At 65.0% G+C, this 16057-nt stretch carries 11 protein-coding genes; 2 read left to right on the top strand and 9 right to left on the bottom strand.

Annotation, left to right across the window (positions count from 1 at the left end):
- Positions 1-5: 5 nt before the first annotated feature.
- The 3 genes from O3297_RS08420 to O3297_RS08430 all read right to left on the bottom strand — a co-directional run bounded on the left by O3297_RS08420 (position 6) and on the right by O3297_RS08430 (position 3355).
- Positions 6-1091 carry an acyltransferase gene (locus O3297_RS08420; RefSeq protein ID WP_305048350.1) on the bottom strand — a complete coding sequence of 362 codons (1086 nt, stop codon included), beginning with the start codon at positions 1089-1091 and terminating at the stop codon, positions 6-8.
- A gap of 220 nt (positions 1092-1311) precedes the next feature.
- Entirely contained in the window at positions 1312-2676 is a 1365-nt protein-coding gene (locus O3297_RS08425) for a cell wall metabolism sensor histidine kinase WalK (protein WP_305048351.1), read from the bottom strand.
- A complete protein-coding gene (locus O3297_RS08430) occupies positions 2669-3355 on the bottom strand; it encodes a winged helix-turn-helix domain-containing protein (protein WP_034785794.1) in 687 nt (228 codons plus the stop codon). The genes O3297_RS08425 and O3297_RS08430 overlap by 8 nt, the downstream gene beginning before the upstream one ends.
- A 255-nt stretch (positions 3356-3610) precedes the next feature.
- Here O3297_RS08430 and O3297_RS08435 point away from each other — a divergent pair, with 255 nt between their 5' ends.
- Both O3297_RS08435 and O3297_RS08440 read left to right on the top strand, forming a co-directional pair.
- On the top strand, positions 3611-4387 hold the full coding sequence (locus tag O3297_RS08435) for a YdiY family protein (RefSeq protein ID WP_034785793.1): 777 nt from the start codon (positions 3611-3613) through the stop codon (positions 4385-4387).
- Positions 4388-4400: 13 nt separating this feature from the next.
- On the top strand, positions 4401-6275 hold the full coding sequence (locus O3297_RS08440) for a triacylglycerol lipase (protein ID WP_305048352.1): 1875 nt from the start codon (positions 4401-4403) through the stop codon (positions 6273-6275).
- Between the two features lie 51 nt (positions 6276-6326).
- On the opposite strand, the gene O3297_RS08445 is transcribed toward O3297_RS08440, so the two are convergent.
- The 6 genes from O3297_RS08445 to O3297_RS08470 all read right to left on the bottom strand — a co-directional run bounded on the left by O3297_RS08445 (position 6327) and on the right by O3297_RS08470 (position 15839).
- Positions 6327-7142 (bottom strand): aminoglycoside phosphotransferase family protein, encoded by an 816-nt coding sequence (locus O3297_RS08445; protein ID WP_305048353.1) that lies wholly within the window; start codon positions 7140-7142, stop codon positions 6327-6329.
- Positions 7143-7203: 61 nt separating this feature from the next.
- A complete protein-coding gene (locus tag O3297_RS08450) occupies positions 7204-8199 on the bottom strand; it encodes an HD domain-containing phosphohydrolase (RefSeq protein ID WP_305048354.1) in 996 nt (331 codons plus the stop codon).
- A gap of 13 nt (positions 8200-8212) precedes the next feature.
- Positions 8213-11920 (bottom strand): PAS domain S-box protein, encoded by a 3708-nt coding sequence (locus O3297_RS08455; protein WP_305048355.1) that lies wholly within the window; start codon positions 11918-11920, stop codon positions 8213-8215.
- A gap of 362 nt (positions 11921-12282) precedes the next feature.
- Positions 12283-12939 (bottom strand): hypothetical protein, encoded by a 657-nt coding sequence (locus O3297_RS08460; protein WP_305048356.1) that lies wholly within the window; start codon positions 12937-12939, stop codon positions 12283-12285.
- Positions 12936-13304 carry a hypothetical protein gene (locus tag O3297_RS08465; protein WP_034785789.1) on the bottom strand — a complete coding sequence of 123 codons (369 nt, stop codon included), beginning with the start codon at positions 13302-13304 and terminating at the stop codon, positions 12936-12938. Before O3297_RS08465 ends, O3297_RS08460 begins: the two co-directional genes overlap by 4 nt.
- Before the next feature lie 75 nt (positions 13305-13379).
- Positions 13380-15839: a TonB-dependent receptor gene (locus O3297_RS08470; protein WP_305048357.1), complete on the bottom strand. Its 2460-nt coding sequence runs from the start codon at positions 15837-15839 to the stop codon at positions 13380-13382.
- Positions 15840-16057: the final 218 nt, after the last annotated feature.

A 16057-nucleotide genomic window follows, 5' to 3' on the forward strand; every position in this document is an offset into this window, starting at 1 on the left:
GCACATTACGGCAGGGAGCCGACGGCAGGTTTCCTAAGGTCGCGCTTGAGCCGCCGCAGCAGCCAACGCCGCGCCGGCACTTCCAGCAAGCGGTAGCTGATGCCGCTGACAACGAGCAGGATGGCGGTGAAGATCGCCGCCTTCATCATGTAGTCCGCTATGCCCGTGCCAGGCAACATCAGGCGTAGCGGCTTTTGCAGCAGCATGGCCAGCGGCACATGCAGCAAGTAGATGGCATACGAGCAGTCGCCCAGGAAGGCGGCTGCCTGGCCCTCGAGTATCGCCGGCCGCAGCCTGGCGACAAGCCACACCGTCGCGGGCAGGACGCACATCACGACGAGGCCCAGCGGTATGACATCGCCGGCATCGCCTGCCGCATAAAAAGCGGCAAACACGCCTAGCGCCAGCGCCGCAAAATAGGCCAGTATCCAGGCATGCATGCGGCACTGGAACAACAGCAAGCCACCGGTAAAGCCCAGCAGGCCACGCAGCAAGCCTTCGTGTACATCATCCGACTCATAGCCAGTCAGGTAGCGATTCATCCAGACGGCGAACCCCCATAGCAGCAGCGCCGAGCACAGGTGCAGCGCGAGCTTCCAACGCAAACCATGCATGCCCATGCGGACGACAAAGAACCAGATCAAATTGATGGACACTTCGACGAAAATTGACCAGCTGGGTCCGTTCAAGGGGAAGGTAGGCCCGTCATCCTGCAGGCAGGGCAGCATCAGCGCATTGGGCACAAAGCATGCGATGTTCGCTGACGTGGCGCCGATGCGGCTCTTGACCAGGGTCACGGCAAGGGCCGCCAGTAGCGCGACGGCGTACAGCGGATACAGCCTGGCAAAGCGGTTATACAGAAAGTCGCTGAACGGCATGCCAAGGCGGATGCGCTCTTCATAGCTGTGTGCCATGACCCAGCCGGACAGGATGAAAAAGAAGTCGACCGCCAGGTAGGCGTGCGTGATCTTGAAGCCGAATATGACTGGCAGGTGATACACGGCGACCAGCATCGCGGCCAGGCCACGCAAGCCATCGAGAGAAACGATGCGGCCGCTGAAATGGCCACTCTTCATGCCGGCACCAATCATGCTTACTCCCGATATCCACCTGTCGAACTGGCGCACAGCGCCAGCAAAGAGAACCAGGCAGATATGGCGATCACTCGATGCGGCCGCACGGCGACGGGCAGGATGCACCGTCCAATGGCGACGCCACAAAAGTATCAAAATTATATCATGATGCTTTATTAAAAAGCAAATATGACAACCCTTATGACAAAAAAACACACGGCGACCAGCAAGGCTGGGCTTAGCGGACAATAAAATCGGCCAGCCTGAAACGCAGGCGCAAGCCCGGCGCCGCATCCTCGATCTCCAGGCTGCCGCCATGCAGGGCGGCGATGGCTGCCACGATGGACAAGCCCAGGCCGTTGCCAGGCAAGTGGCGGCTCTTGTCGAGCCGGTAAAAACGCTGCGTCAGCTTCGGCAGTTCTTCCTTTGGTACGCCGGGGCCGTTGTCGCGCACGGCCAGCCAGCTGCCCTGCTCATCGCTGCCGGCCGACACTTCCACCGTGGCGCCCCGCCCCGCATACTTGATGGCGTTGTCGACCAGGCTGGCCAGCGCGCTGCCCAGCAGGTTGCGGTCGCCGCGCGCCGGCACGCCTTCGCCATACATCTGCACCAGCAGCACGCCCTGCTCGTCGGCCGTGGCCTCGTACATTTCCACGATGTCGGCACCGATCTGTTGCAGGTCGATGTCGTTGAAATTCTCGGGACGCATGCCCGATTCGGCTGCCGCGATCTGCAGCAGCTTGTCGAACACGCGCGTCAGGTCGTCGATGTCGACGATGGCCGCCTGCGCCGCGCTCTCGTAGCCGGCCACGCCCTGCTGCTGGCGCAGGGCGCCATCGAGCTTGTTGCGGATGCGGCCCAGCGGCGTGCGCAAGTCGTGCGCGATGGCGTTCGACACGTGGCGCACGCCTTCCATCAGGTGCTCGATGCGGTCGAGCATGCGGTTGATGTCGCGGCTCAGCAAGCCGAATTCGTCTTCGCTGGAAACGGGAATGCGACGGCTCAGGTCACCCGCCTCGATTTCCCCCGCCGTGCGGCGGATCTGCCCGATGCGCGCCTCGAGCTGGCGGCGGAACAGCCACGCGCCCGCCACCACCAGCAGGATGGCGACCCCGCCGCCGTAGGCCAGGGAGCGCAGCACCAGCGAACGGATCGACTTGCCCTCTTCCATGTCGCGCCCGACGAACAGGCGCGCACCGCCCTCCAGCTCGCGGATCAGCATGCGCGCGGGCACCCTGCGCCCTTCGCGCGTGACGTCGCGGTGCAGCAAGCGGCCCACGGGGCTGCCCACGTCGGGCCACGACGACAGATTGCCCGCCACGCGGCTGCCATCGGCGCCCACCAGTAAAAAAATCTCCGTGTCGCTGTCGGTGCGGTCGGTCAGCAAATGGGCGATTTCCGCCGTCGTGCGGCTGGCATCGTCCTGCTGGTACAGGGCGGCGAGGCGCTCCGAGAGCAGGGTCAGCTTGCGGTCCACGCTGCGATCGAGCACGCCGATGGTGCCGAAATAGAACACGGCGCAGACGATGCTGATCGACACGACCACCAGCACGCCATAGCCGAGCGCCAGGCGGGCCGCGATCGAGCGGTGCCAGTTACGCACTGTCGATCACGCCCAGGGTGTAGCCGACGCCGCGCACCGTGTGGATCAGCGGCGGCGAAAATTCCTTGTCCACCTTGGTGCGCAAACGGCTCACCTGCACGTCGATGACGTTCGTCTGCGGGTCGAAATGGTAGTCCCACACGGCTTCGAGCAGCATGGCGCGCGTGACGGACTGGCCCTGGTGGCGCATCAGGTATTCCAGCAGGCGAAATTCGCGCGGCTGCAAGGCGATCTGCCGGTTGGCGCGCGTCACGCGCATGGTGCGCATGTCGAGTACCAGGTCGGCCACCTGCAGCTGCGTCGATTCGGGTACGGGCGCGGCGCGCCGCAGCAGCGCTTCGATGCGCGCCAGCAGTTCGGCGATGGCGAACGGCTTCGACAGGTAATCGTCGCCGCCGCTGCGCAGGCCGCGCACGCGCTCGTCGACGCTGGACAGGGCCGACAACACCAGCACGGGCGTGTTGCGGCCCATGCCGCGCAGGCGCGCGACGATGGCCAGGCCATCGATCTCGCCAGGCAGCAGGCGGTCGAGCACCAGCGCATCCCAGTCTTCGCCGCAGGCCAGGCGCATGCCGTCGATGCCATTGTCGCAGGCGGTGACGTCGTGGCCCGCCTCGCGCAGGCCGGCACAGATATAGCGGGAAGTTTCAGCTTCGTCTTCGATGACCAGGCAGCGCACGGGAGTTCCTTGTAAAAATCAGGGCAGCAGATAGGCGCAGCATACGCCAGGCGCGCGCCACTTGCCAGCCCCGCCGGCGTGCGGCGCGCGATGACAGGGTCGGGTACAATACAGCCTCGACAATTTTTGGCCGCGCCCGCGCGCGCATGTGCGCAGGTTTTATCGGCGCCTCGCGACTTGCCGCGGCCTGCATAGCCACCACTGCCATTAACGAACATCAGGCGCGCCAGGCGCGCGCCACAGACCAATACAGCCATGAAATCGACCCACTCTCTCGCACTGGCGCTGGCCATGGCCATCACCTGCGGCAGCGCCGCCGCCAAAGACACCAAGCAAAGCCTGTTGTTTGATGAAATCCCCATCGGCAGCTGGAGCACGTCCGCCGAACTGGGCGCCATCACCACCTCCGGCAATACGGTCGGCACCTCCGTCACGGGCAAGATCGACGCGCGCCAGGAACTCGATGACTGGAGCAACCAGTACATCTTCAGCGGCTACTTCAAGGAAGACGAAACGACGAACGACGACGGCGAGAAAGTGCGCGAACGCTCGGCCGAGCGCTTTTCCGCCTCCGCCAAGGCCGCCTACAAGCTGATGGCCGACCATGAAAAACTGTTCGTGCTAGCCTCGCACGTGAACGACAAGTTCGGCGCCTACACCAAGTACTCGACCCTGGCCATCGGTCATGGCTCGCGCTGGTACCAGTCCAGCGACAAGAGCATCGACGTGGAAGTCGGTCCAGGCTATTTCAGCGGCACCAACGACGCGGGCGAATCGGAACACGGCCTGACGGTGCGCGGCGCGGCCGCCATGAAGTGGAAAATCAGCCAGTCGGCCATGTTTACGCAAACGGTCAGCGTGGAGCGGGGTACCTCGAACACCCACTCGATCGCCGAAACAGCCCTCAGCACCAAGATCAACGGCACCATGCAGATGAAAGCCGCCTTCAGCGCCCGCAACGACACGCGCGTGCCGGACGACAAGAAGAACACGGATACGCAAACCTCGCTGACGCTGGTCTACTCGTTCTAGACGCGGACCGGCCATGCTGATGCGACGTCTGCGCGTATGCGCCCTCCTGTGCGCCGCGGCGCTGCTGAGCGGCTGCGCCGCCGTCACCGTCAGCGCGATCTCGCCGGCCGACTACCTGCAGCAGCGGCGCGGCGACATCCTCACCACAGGCAAACTCAGTGCCTCGGCCAGCGAAGTGCTGCGCATCATCGGCAGCGACATCGCCGCCTGCGAAGCCAATACGGGCAGCTGCCGCGCCGATCTGGCCCGCTCCGAGCTGCTCAGCGACGAGCAGCGCCTGGCCACCCTGTCCGAACTGTGGCTGGAAAGCGCCCTGGCGGAAGAAAAACAGGGCGGCCACCCGAGTGCCGAGCGGCTGGCCGCCTGGCTCGAATCGGCCCGCTATGCGTATGCCTACCTGTTCTACACGACGCGCACGCCGGGCCAGCGCGCCTTCGAAGAGCGCCAGACGCAAATCCGCGACTACTATAATTATGCCGTGCAAAAGGCCGTCGGCAACCTGTTCCGCCACCGCGGCGAATACCGCCCCGACGGCCATGTGATCCGCGTCGCCGGCTGGGAAATCGACAGCGAATTGTCGGCCCTGCGCCTGCCCGAAGACGGCACCCTGCCCGACGAACTGCTGCCGGCCACCTCGCTGTCGTTTTCCGGCCTGCGCAATGTGTACCGGCGCGATGGCTTCGGCGCCGACCTGGTGGCCGTCATGCCCAAGCCCCGGGCGTCGAAAGGCGAGTATGTCCCTTATCAGGAAACCCGTTTCCCCGTCGTTACGGCGCTGATCCGCTTCGACGGCAACAGCCTGCAGGAAGTCCTGGCCACGCAACAGCTGCTGGTGATGCTGGTCGACCCGACGCGCAGCGAATCGACGCGCATGGCGGGACAGGAACTGCCCGTGGCAGCCAATTTCACGGCCGGCTATGGTTTGTGGCTGGCCCGCTCCGGCTTCGGCGTGCAGGCGCTGCGCACCCTGTTCGGCCGTGCCGACGGCATTTCGCGCCCGCAGGTGCACCTGATGCAGCCCTACGACCCGAACAAGCGCACCATCGTCATGCTGCACGGCCTGGCCAGCAGTCCGGAAGCGTGGATCAACGTGGCGAATGAACTGATGGGCGACGAACAGCTGCGCCGCCGCTATCAAATCTGGCAAGTGTACTACCCGAGCAATGCGCCGCTGGCGGCCAACAACGCCGCCATCCGCCAGGCGCTGAACGCGACGCTGGCGCAGTTCGCCCCTTCGGCCAAGGCCGATGCCGCGAACGACATGGTCTTGATCGGCCACAGCATGGGCGGCGTGCTGGCGCGCCTGATGGTCTCCGATGCCAGCAATACCCTGCTCGACGCCATCACGGAAGAATACAATTTGAAGGGCAAGAAGGCGGAAAAAGTGCGCGCCGGCCTGGCGCCCTACCTGAATTTCACGGCCATGCCGCAGGTGAACCGCGCCATCTTCATCGCCGCGCCGCACCGCGGCACCTCGTTCGCCAACCACAAGGTGGCGCGCTGGATCGCCAACCTGATCACACTGCCCATCAACATGCTCGACCAGTTGTCCGACGCGGCCGGCAGCCTGGCGCAGCTCGACACGGGCAGCAGCGAACCGCTGCGCATCCCCAACAGCATCGATAACCTCAGCGACAAGGACCCGTTCGTGCGCCTGGTGGCAGACCTGCCCATCAGCCCGAAAGTGCGCTACTACTCCATCATGGGCAACGACACGCCGGACCTGCCATTGGCCGAATCGAGCGACGGCGTGGTCCCCTACGCCAGCGCCCACCTCGATGGCGCCCTGTCGGAAAAAGTCATCCCGTCCTGGCACAGCGTGCAGGAAAGCCCGCAGGCGATCCTGGAGATACGGCGCATCTTGCGCATGCCCGACAGCCTGCCTTAGAGCCTATCCCAGTAGGGAGCGTCTTCTGCTGGAATAGGTTCTTAGGCGCTATCACGCTCGCAAGGCCGCCAGCGCGGTGGCGGCCACGGCCAGCGCCGTCTCCGGCGGCGTGCCGTCTTCCAGATGCCATGCAGCCGACAGGCCCGCCCACGCGGCGCCCCACGCCAGCAACCGTGCCGGATCGAGGCGCGCCGCCTCGGCGATCAGCGCCACCTGCCGCTCCAGCCGGCCCGGAAAAGTGGCCAGCGCGGCATCCGGGTTGCACAGGATATTGGCAAAATCAAAACCCCGCTCGCCCACATAGCCTTTCGGATCGATGGCCAGCCAGCCGCGCGCGCCGCCATCGAGCACGTTCGCGTGATGCAGGTCGCCATGCAGCACCACACTGTCCTGCGGCGCCGCCAGCAAATCCTGCGCCACGGCATGGCATGCCGACAACACGCCGCCGCGTGCGGCGGCAACGGCCAGCGCTGCAAAGCAGCCGGACAAGGGAGGCAAAAGTGGAGCGGATGGCCGCGGCGCATGCAGGCGTGCCGCCACGGCGCACAGGATACCGGTGGCGGCCGCATCGCCCGCCTCCCCCGCGCGCGCCAGCGCGGCCAGCGAACGGGAACCCATCGCCCGCTCAAGCAGCAGGACATCATCCTCCGTGGAGGCGGCCAGCACGCGTACGGCGCCGTCGCCATCCCACCAGCGCAGCACGGCGCCAGCGCGCCGCTCATCGTCGCCGATCGACAGCTTTAGCATGGCCGGCTGGCCACCGTGCAGCACCGGCAACAGGCATGCGCCATGCGTGTGCACGGGCATGCCATCGGCTTGCAATGACCATTGCCGGAAATGGTTGGCAATGCGGTTCCGGTAATCCATGGGCAATCCTGGGATGAAGGTCAGGACGCTACTATAAGAGACAGGCCGGCGGGTAGCCCGTTCACGCCGGCTCGCGCCACTGGTCCTTGATTTCCAGCATGGCCGGCAGCTGTTCGATGAACAGCGCCAGCAGTTGCGGGTCGAAGTGCGTGCCGCTGTCGCGCTGCATGGTGGCGATGGCTTCGTCGACCGTCCAGGCGCGCTTGTACGGGCGTTCGCTGGTAAGCGCGTCGAAGACGTCGGCGATGGCGACGATGCGGCCTTCGTGGGGGATTTCCTCGCCTTTCAAGCCTTGCGGATAGCCGCTGCCGTCCCATTTTTCGTGGTGCGTCAGGGCGATGGTGCGCGCCATTTTCAACAGGCCACCCGCATGCTCGCCGATGATGGCGGCGCCAATTTCCGCGTGGCTGCGCATGACTTGCCATTCTTCCGCATCGAGCTTGCCCGGTTTTTGCAGGATGGCGTCGGGGATGCCGATCTTGCCCACGTCGTGCATGGGTGCCGCGTTGAGCAGGTCTTCCGCCCTGGCCGCGCTGTAGCCGGCCGCCAGCGCCAGCTGGCGCGCGTAATAGCTCATGCGGATGACGTGCATGCCCGTCTCATTGTCCTTGTATTCGGCCGCCTGGCCGAGCGTCTGGATCACCTGCAGGCGCGAACGGCGCAACTCCTCGGCGTCGACCAGCGACAGATGCGTGCGCACGCGGGCGCGCACGATGGGCGGGCTGACGGGTTTCGTGATGTAGTCGACGGCGCCCGCGTCAAAGCCATCCGCCTCGTCCTTCACGTCGCACAGGGCGGTGACGAAAATGACGGGAATGGACGCCGTGGCCGGCATGGCCTTGAGCTGCCTGCATACCTCATAGCCCGTCATGGCGGGCATCATGATGTCGAGCAGGATCAGTTCGACGGGATTGTGTTGCGCCAGTTCCAGCGCCTTCTCGCCATCCTTGGCATACAGCAGGCGGTAATCGTCCTGCAAAATCTGGCGCAGCACCTGCAGATTCGTCGCTTCATCGTCAACCAGCAGCAGGATCGGTTTGTCTTCGTGTAAGGTCATCGTTAGCCCAAGGTCAGGAAAGGTCGGCAGGCGCTGGTGCTTCCAGCCATGCCAGCAACTGGCGCAGCACGCCTGCGGCGCGCGCAAATTCAAAGTCGTCGATGGCGTTGGCCAGTGCCTGCAGGCGCGGCTGCTGGCCGTGCGGCGCCAGCATGGCGGCAATCTGCGCCATCAAGGCGTCGTCCAGCTGCCCGCCTTCCAGGCTGGCGATGGCTTGCCGCAGCAAGGCGCCGGCGGCGGCTGCATCAATGGGCGCGCTGGCGGCCGGCGCTTCCATGGCGACGGCCGGCATATCCACCTCTTCCAGCTCGCCGGCCAGCGCCATGAAGGCGGCCGCCAGCTGCACCAGCAATTCGGTCACCGGCAACTGGCGCGCGATGGCTTGCTCGATGCGTCCCAGCAGGCTTTCGACCTGCACCAGGCACAGGTTGCCCGCCGCACCCTTGATACGGTGCAGCAGGTGGCCCGCCACGCTGCTGCCGCCGCGTTCCAGTTCCGCCGCCAGCATCGCGGCGCAGTCGCCATTGGCTTGCACGAAGCGCGCAATGGCGCGCTGCAAGGCCGCGCGTCCGCCCCACAGGGCGATGCCGCGCTGCCAGTCGACCTGGCCGGCGGCGGCACGCGCCGCCGCGCCGGCCGCCGGCGGCAGCATGGCCACGGCGATATCGAGCAGGCGGGCGATTTCCGCCGTCAGCTTGTGCATTTCCAGCGGCTTCGAAGCAAAACCGTTCATGCCGGCCGTCTGCGCGGCGCGCCGGTCCTGTTCCAGCACGCTGGCCGTCAGGGCGATGATGGGCGTCGCCTTCAAGCCCTGCTCGCGCTCGTGCACGCGGATCAGGCGCGTCGCTTCCAGGCCGTCCATGCGCGGCATCTGCACATCCATCAGGACGATGTCGAAGCTGCCCTTGCTGAACTCGCGCACGGCGCTCTCGCCATCGCTGGCGGCGATCACCTGGTGGCCGGCCGCGCCCAGGCTGATCAGGAGCAGCTCCACATTCTGCGGCACGTCGTCGGCCGCCAGAATGCGCAGCGGCGGCAAGGCCACCACAGGCTGCTCGCTGCGGCGCGCCACGGCCTTGCCCGGCGCCAGCGGCAGCAGCACGTGGAACACGCTGCCCACGCCCAGGGTACTCTCCACCGTGATGGTGCCTTTCATCAGTTCGACCAATTGCAGCGAAATCGTCGTGCCCAGGCCCGTGCCGCCAAAGCGGCGGCTCATCGAGGAATCGGCTTGCGTAAAGGGGGCGAATATCTTGTCCAGGCGGTCGGCGGGGATGCCGATGCCCGTGTCGTGCACGGCGATATGCACCTGCTCGCCCTGCATGCCGACGGCCACGCGCACATGGCCCACTTCCGTGAACTTGACGGCGTTGCCGATCAGATTCGTCAGCACCTGCTGTACCCGGCGCGCGTCTCCCAGGAAGAACTGGCCCATGCCCGGATCGACATCGACATGCAGCACCAGGTCGCGCGCATGCGCCGTGATGCGCAGCGACGCGGCCACATGGTCGACCAGGTCGGGCAGCGAAAAGTCCACCAGTTCCAGTTCGGTCGCGCCTTTTTCCAGCTTGGCCATGTCGAGGATGTCGTTGAGCAGCTCGAGCAGGGAACGGGCGGACTGGCGCACCGTGCCCAGATGGCGGCGCTGCAGGCTGTCCAGGGCGGTCCCCAGCAGCACTTCCGTAAAGCCGATGATGGCGTTCATCGGCGTGCGGATTTCATGGCTCATGTTGGCCAGGAAGCTGGTCTTCGATTCGGCGGCCAGCTCGGCGCGGTCTTTTGCCGCGCGCAGATTTTCCTGCATGGCGCGCCGCTCGCTGACGTCGGTGGCCAGCTTGACCACCTTGAACGGTTTGCCGTCCGTGTTGAAGATCGGATTGTACGAAGCCTGTATCCACACTTCCTTGCCATCCTTGCCGATGCGCTTGTACTCGCCCGTATTGAACTGGCCACTGGCCAGCTGCTGCCAGAACGCGATGTAGTCTGGCGAGGTCACATAACCCGGTTCGCAGAAGATGCTGTGGTGCAGGCCCAGCACATCGTCGAGCTGGTAGCCGACCAGGTCGAGGAAGTTCTCGTTGGCCGCCAGGATGCGTCCCTGCAGGTCGAACTCCGCGACGGCAGTCGCGCGCGAGATGGCCGTCACCTTGCCTTCGTATTCGGCGTTGCGCAATTCGCTTTCCGTGATGTCGAGGATGACGCCATCGATCCAGCGCACCACGCCGTCGTTATCGAGCACGGGGCCGCTGCTTTCGCGCACCCAGCGCTCGCGCCCGTCGCGGTGGATCATGCGGTAGACGTTCTCGAAGTCGCGCTTTTCTCCGGCCGCCTGCACGCAGGTGTCGTTGACGCGCTGGCGGTCGTCCGGGTGCACGAGGTCGAACAGCCTGACGCGCCCTTCGGCGAAGTCCTGCGGCATCCAGCCCGTCAGGTTGAAGACGGCATCGCTGATGAAGATCATCTTCCATTCGGGCGCGAAGCTGCAGTGGAAGGACACGCCGGGGATGTTGCGGATCAGGGTGCGGTACTGGCGCTCGCTGTCCTTCAGCGCCTGCTCCATGCTGCGCGACGAGCGCATGTCCGTGACAAACGCCACGAACAGGGGCTGGCCCGGCGTGTCGATCTTGCCGATCGCCACGCGCATGGGCAGCACGGCGCCATCCTTGTGGCAGCCATCGAGTTCGCGTCCGCTGTCGAGGATGCGCGAGGCGCCCGTTTCCAGGTAGTCGCGCAGATAGCCCTCGTACTCGGCCGCGTCGGACGGCTGCAGCAGCACGCTGGCGTCGCGCCCCACGATCTCCGCTTCGCGCCAGCCGAACAGGCTTTCCGCGGCGGGATTGAAGGAGCGCACCTTGCCCTGGCCATCGATGGTGATCAGGCCGTCGGCCGCCGTATCGACAATCGCGCGCAGGCGCGATTCGCTGGCGCTGGCGTGGCGCAGCAGCTGGCGGTAGCGCAGCAAGCCGTTCGCGGCGGCCACGAAGACGGTCAGGGTGACGGTGATCAGGGCCACGGCCAGGGCCACGAACGAGGCCTGTACCGTAATCGTGTTCTCGCCCGCCGTGGGCGTGCCGGAAAAGCGCGCCGCCAGCATGCCCGTGTAATGCATGCCGGAAATGGCTAGCCCCATGACAACACTGCTGACCAGCAACGACGCCAGGGGAGTGAGGCGCAAACGCATGGCGCTCAGGCCAAAGCGTATCCACAGCGCCAGCATGGCCATGACGACAGCCACCACCAGCGACAGGGCGAACAGCCACGGCTGGTAATGCAGGGTCAGCGAAGTCTGCATGGCGGCCATGCCGCTGTAATGCATGGAACCGATGCCCACGCCGACGAGCACGCCGCCCACCACCAATTGGCGCCAGTTGATGCTCGGGCGCGCCAGCAGGTGCAGCGCCACCCATGAAGCGGCCACGCCGGGCAGCATCGACAGCAAGGTCAGGCTGGGGTCGAAGGATACGCGCGTGCAGATGTCGAAGGCCAGCATGCCGATGAAGTGCATCGACCAGATGCCGCCGCCGAGCGCGATGGCGCCCGTGATGATGGCCGTCTGGCGCTGGAAGCCGCGCTCGCTGCTGCGCGCCATGCCGGCGATCTGCAAGGCCATGAACGAGGCAAAGATGGCGATACCGACGGAAAACAGCACCAGCCACGCATTGTGCGTGCCGTAGATGTACTGCATGGTATCGCTCGATACGGCAAAGATGGAACTAAACATACTGTCGTGGCATAAGGTGAGTGAAACGTGACGTCGCAAAACATGACGGCCCACCGCGCGCGCTGGCGCCACGCTTTTTACTAAAGCGGCAACACAGCGGAAATGACAACGGTAGCAGTCGACCAGGGCAAGGCTCGGTCATCACGCCCGCGCCTGCCGCGCGGGGGAAAGGTGCTTTTTACAGAGTGAAAAAGCGGAATGCGTACGAACTCTGGCGCGGATCGCTGGCCGCCAGCGTGACGATGATTTTTTAAAGAGCCATGAGTATAGTTGCTTTGCGAACATATTCATAGGACTTCAGCAATACAGTTATCAAAAATGATAGTTATTGCGGCGGCGATACGACACTGGCCCGTCTGCGCCTACGCCTGCGGCCAGCGCGCGCGGATGGCCGCGGATTCCTGGCTGATCGGCCCAGCCGTCTCGCTGACAGGGATACCGGCCAGTCTACAGCGGCGGCTCAGTTCCTCCTTGATCTGGCACAGCGTCCAGCGCTGCGGCACGGGCAAGTTCAGACCCACCACGCGGATCAGCGGATAGTCCGCGAGAGTCGTGTAGAGCAGCAGCTCGACGCGCGCCAGCGGTGCCGGGGTCCGATAGACCTGCAATGCGCCCCCATACGTGACCACTTCCAGCCGCTGCAGCTGCGACAAGTCCAGCTGCACGCTTTTATCCCAGCCGGGCAGGCGCCGCGCATGGCGCCGCAGCAACAGGCCCGCATCGCCAAGTTCCACATGAAAGAGCAGACTGCGTCCCGGAAACAGCACCAGGCCCGCGATCCAGGCGGCCAGCGCCAGCGGACAGAACAACACTGCCTCGCCCGCGTAAGGCACGTCGCGCCAGACGGCTTGCAAGACAAAGGCGAGGATCAGGGCACAGCCGCCCAGCAGCACGCTGCGCCACAGCACGGGACGCAGATTGGCCATCATCGCCGCATGCGAGCTTGCATCGTCGGCCGGCGAAAAACGGATCCATTCGGCGCGCGCCGGCTTCAGCGTGGGTCTCAGCTCCCCGCTCAAGCGGTCGGTGCCAGCATGCCGCGGAACCACGCCAGCTGCTCGCGCGTCAGGTAATTGGCGCCATCGCCATGCAGCAGGACGATCTCGATCTCGGGCGGAATCGAGGCGATCAGCTGCGCGCCCGTCACGGGAATCTTGGGAAAGTTGATGCCAGCCAGGAAGGCCAGGTCTTCCGCCACCGTCACGCACTGACGCTCGGGATTGGGCGATGGCACGAGGAACAGGTCGATCTGTTCGCTTTGTCCGCCGATGACGACGTGCAATTGCGCGGTCAGCAGTTCGGGCAGGATCAGCTCGATATTATTCTCGGCGCGCGATTGCTGGAAAGCGCTTTTCAGGGGCGTGAGGACAGGTGTGGCGGACATGGGAACAGTCAAAAATGGGGACGGCGGCAGTGTAGCAGAGGCGCCCGCCCGGGACGCGCTCTGCTGGCACAACGGCTACATCTTGTAGTTCAAGGACAGCAGCACGCTGCGCGGCGCGCCGTAGCGCTCCAGCCCGCCCGACCACGAATAGCCGAGCCCCTGGTAGTAGCGGCGGTCGAGCACGTTGTCGACATTCACACGCAGCTGCAGCTGCTCGCTGATCCGGTAGCCGGCCGTCAGCCCGACGATGGCGTAAGCGCCCTGCCGCGTATCGAAGCCCGTTTCGCGGCGGTAGATCTTGTCTTGCGCGTAGACGGAGGCGCCCAGGTTCCATTTCGCCAGGCTGCCGCTCAGCTGCAGATTCGTGTACAGCTTGAACAATTGCTTCGGCTCATCCGTGGCGATGCGCTGGCCGATGTTGGCCGCTACGCTGTCCTTGGTGTACTTGGCTAGTACATAGGTGTAGCCACCCGCGATCTGCCAGCCCGGCAATGGCGAGCCCGACAATTGCAAGTCGATGCCTTCGCTCTGCACCTGCCCGGCCGCGCGGGCGCAATAGATGGCACCGCCCGTGGGGCAATTGACCTCGTCGGCCATGGCGCGGTTGTTTTGCCTGATGCGGAACAAGGCGCCGCTGGCATTGAGCCTGCCGCCAAAATATTCTCCCTTGACGCCCGCTTCCAGGTTGGTGCCGCTCAACGGTGGCAAGGTATTGCCGCGCACATCGAGCTCACTTTGCGGCTGGAAGATCTGCGTGCCGCTCGCATACACGGAATGGTGCTGGTCCAGGTCGTAGACAAGGCCCGCGTATGGCGTGAATTTCGCGTTTTCCGTCAAGCTGCGGCGCCAGGCCGGGTTGGTGGAATACCAGCCCGTCACATCCTGCGCATACCAGCCGAAGCGCCCGCCCAGCACCAGGCGCAGCGGATCGGCCAGGCTGAAGTTACCGGCCGCATACAGGCCCTTCTCTTCCGTCTTGCGGCCCCAGTTATATGGCTCGAACGGCGCGCCGTTCATGCGGTAGGCGCGCGGATTCCAGTGGCGGATATCGATCACGCGCTTCCCGGCGCCTTCCCAGCTCTGGCCCGCGTCGGAATCGTCATGGCGGTAGCTGACGCCCACGATCAGGTCATGCTGGCGGCCGAACCAGGTGACGGGGCCGCTCAAGCGCCAGTCGGCCACCACTTGTTCCGTGTTGTACTTCCAGCCCGTTTCCGACTGCTCCAGCAGATATGTTTCGCCATCGACGCGGCTGTTGGTGGTGTTGCGCGTGCTCGACGAGGCATCGATGCGCGTGATGGCGAAGCGGCTGCGCCAGCCCTTGTCCAGCTTCGTTTCCAGGTCGGCGAAGACGACGTTGTTGTCGCGCTTCTGGAAGGAATCGGCATTATTCAGGAAGGTCGAGCGGGGCAAGTCCATGTGACGGCCATCGGGCAAGGTCGGCAAGCCGACGAACACGCCGTCGGTGCGGCTGTGCTGGCGCGAAAAACCGATGCCGGCCGTGGTCGACGGCGTCAGATCCGCCTCGACGATGGCATACACGGTGCCGTTGGTATTGTTGACGACGTCGACGAAACTGTCGCTGTCGCGCCAGCTGGCCGCGACACGCCCCCGCACGCTGCCCGCAGCGTTCAGGGCATTGCTGGCGTCCACCGTCAATTGCCGGTCCTTCCAGCTGCCCAGGTGGGCGGACGCGTTCAGCACAGGCGTGGCCGTGGGGCGCTTGCGCACCATGTTGATGCTGCCCGACGGTGCGCCCGCCCCTTCCATCAGGCCCGTGGCGCCGCGCACCACTTCCACCCGGTCGTACATCAGCATGTCGGCGGAAACGTTGCGCTCATTGAAACCCGTGACATCGAGCGGCAAGCCATCGACGTTGACGTGGCTCAAGGCAAAGCCCCGGGCGAAATATGTGGTTTCCTGGTCGGACACGCCCTGCGTCTTGCCATACAGGCCGGGCGTGGCGCGCGCCACGTCCTGCAAGGTGGTCAGATCGAAATCTTCCATTTGCTGGCGCGAAATGACGCTGACCGTTTGCGGCGTGTGGCGCTGCGACAGGTTCAGGCCCGTGGCCGTCGACATATTGCGCGCCGTATATAAGCCCGTGCCTTCCGTGGCGCGGTCCGCCTCGGCGCTGACGACCACGGCGGGCATGCTGTCCAGGCCGCCATCGGCCGTGCTGGTATTGATTTTACGCAACAGGTAATTGCCATTGCCACCGTCCGTCACTTCGAGGCCGCTGCCTTGCAGCAGTTTTTGCAGGCCGGCAGAGATGCCATGGCGCCCTTGCAAGCCCGGCGTCACCAGGCCGTCGAGCGCCACGCCCTGGGTGGACAGGTTGACGCCGGCGGCGATGGCAAACGATGCCAGCGCGCTGCGCAGGCTGCCGGCGGGAATGCTGTAGTCGCGCACGCTGGCGGCCGGACTGGACTCGGCGGCCAGCGCCACTTGCGGCAAACCGGTGCCGGCGGCGCCCACGGCGAGGAGCAGGACCAGCGCGGCGCGCACGGCGCCGGTGGTGGGATGGAGCGTCATTCGTGCTGCGGTAATGCGGTGCTGCAAAGCCATGTGGACCCTTTCGATGGTTCGGATTGTTCGTTCTCTACCTTGTATGACGAAGCAATCCGGAAAAAGGGACAGGCAAAAAGTAAATTGGGGCATGTCGGCTTACGCCCTGCGGGCTAAGCCGACTTACCATACCCGACAGTCGTAGGTCGGCTTAGTGTGGCAAGGCCACGCGTAAGCCGACAATC

It is taken from the genome of Janthinobacterium sp. SUN128 (genome assembly GCF_030587275.1).
Taxonomy (GTDB): Bacteria; Pseudomonadota; Gammaproteobacteria; order Burkholderiales; family Burkholderiaceae_D; genus Janthinobacterium; species Janthinobacterium lividum.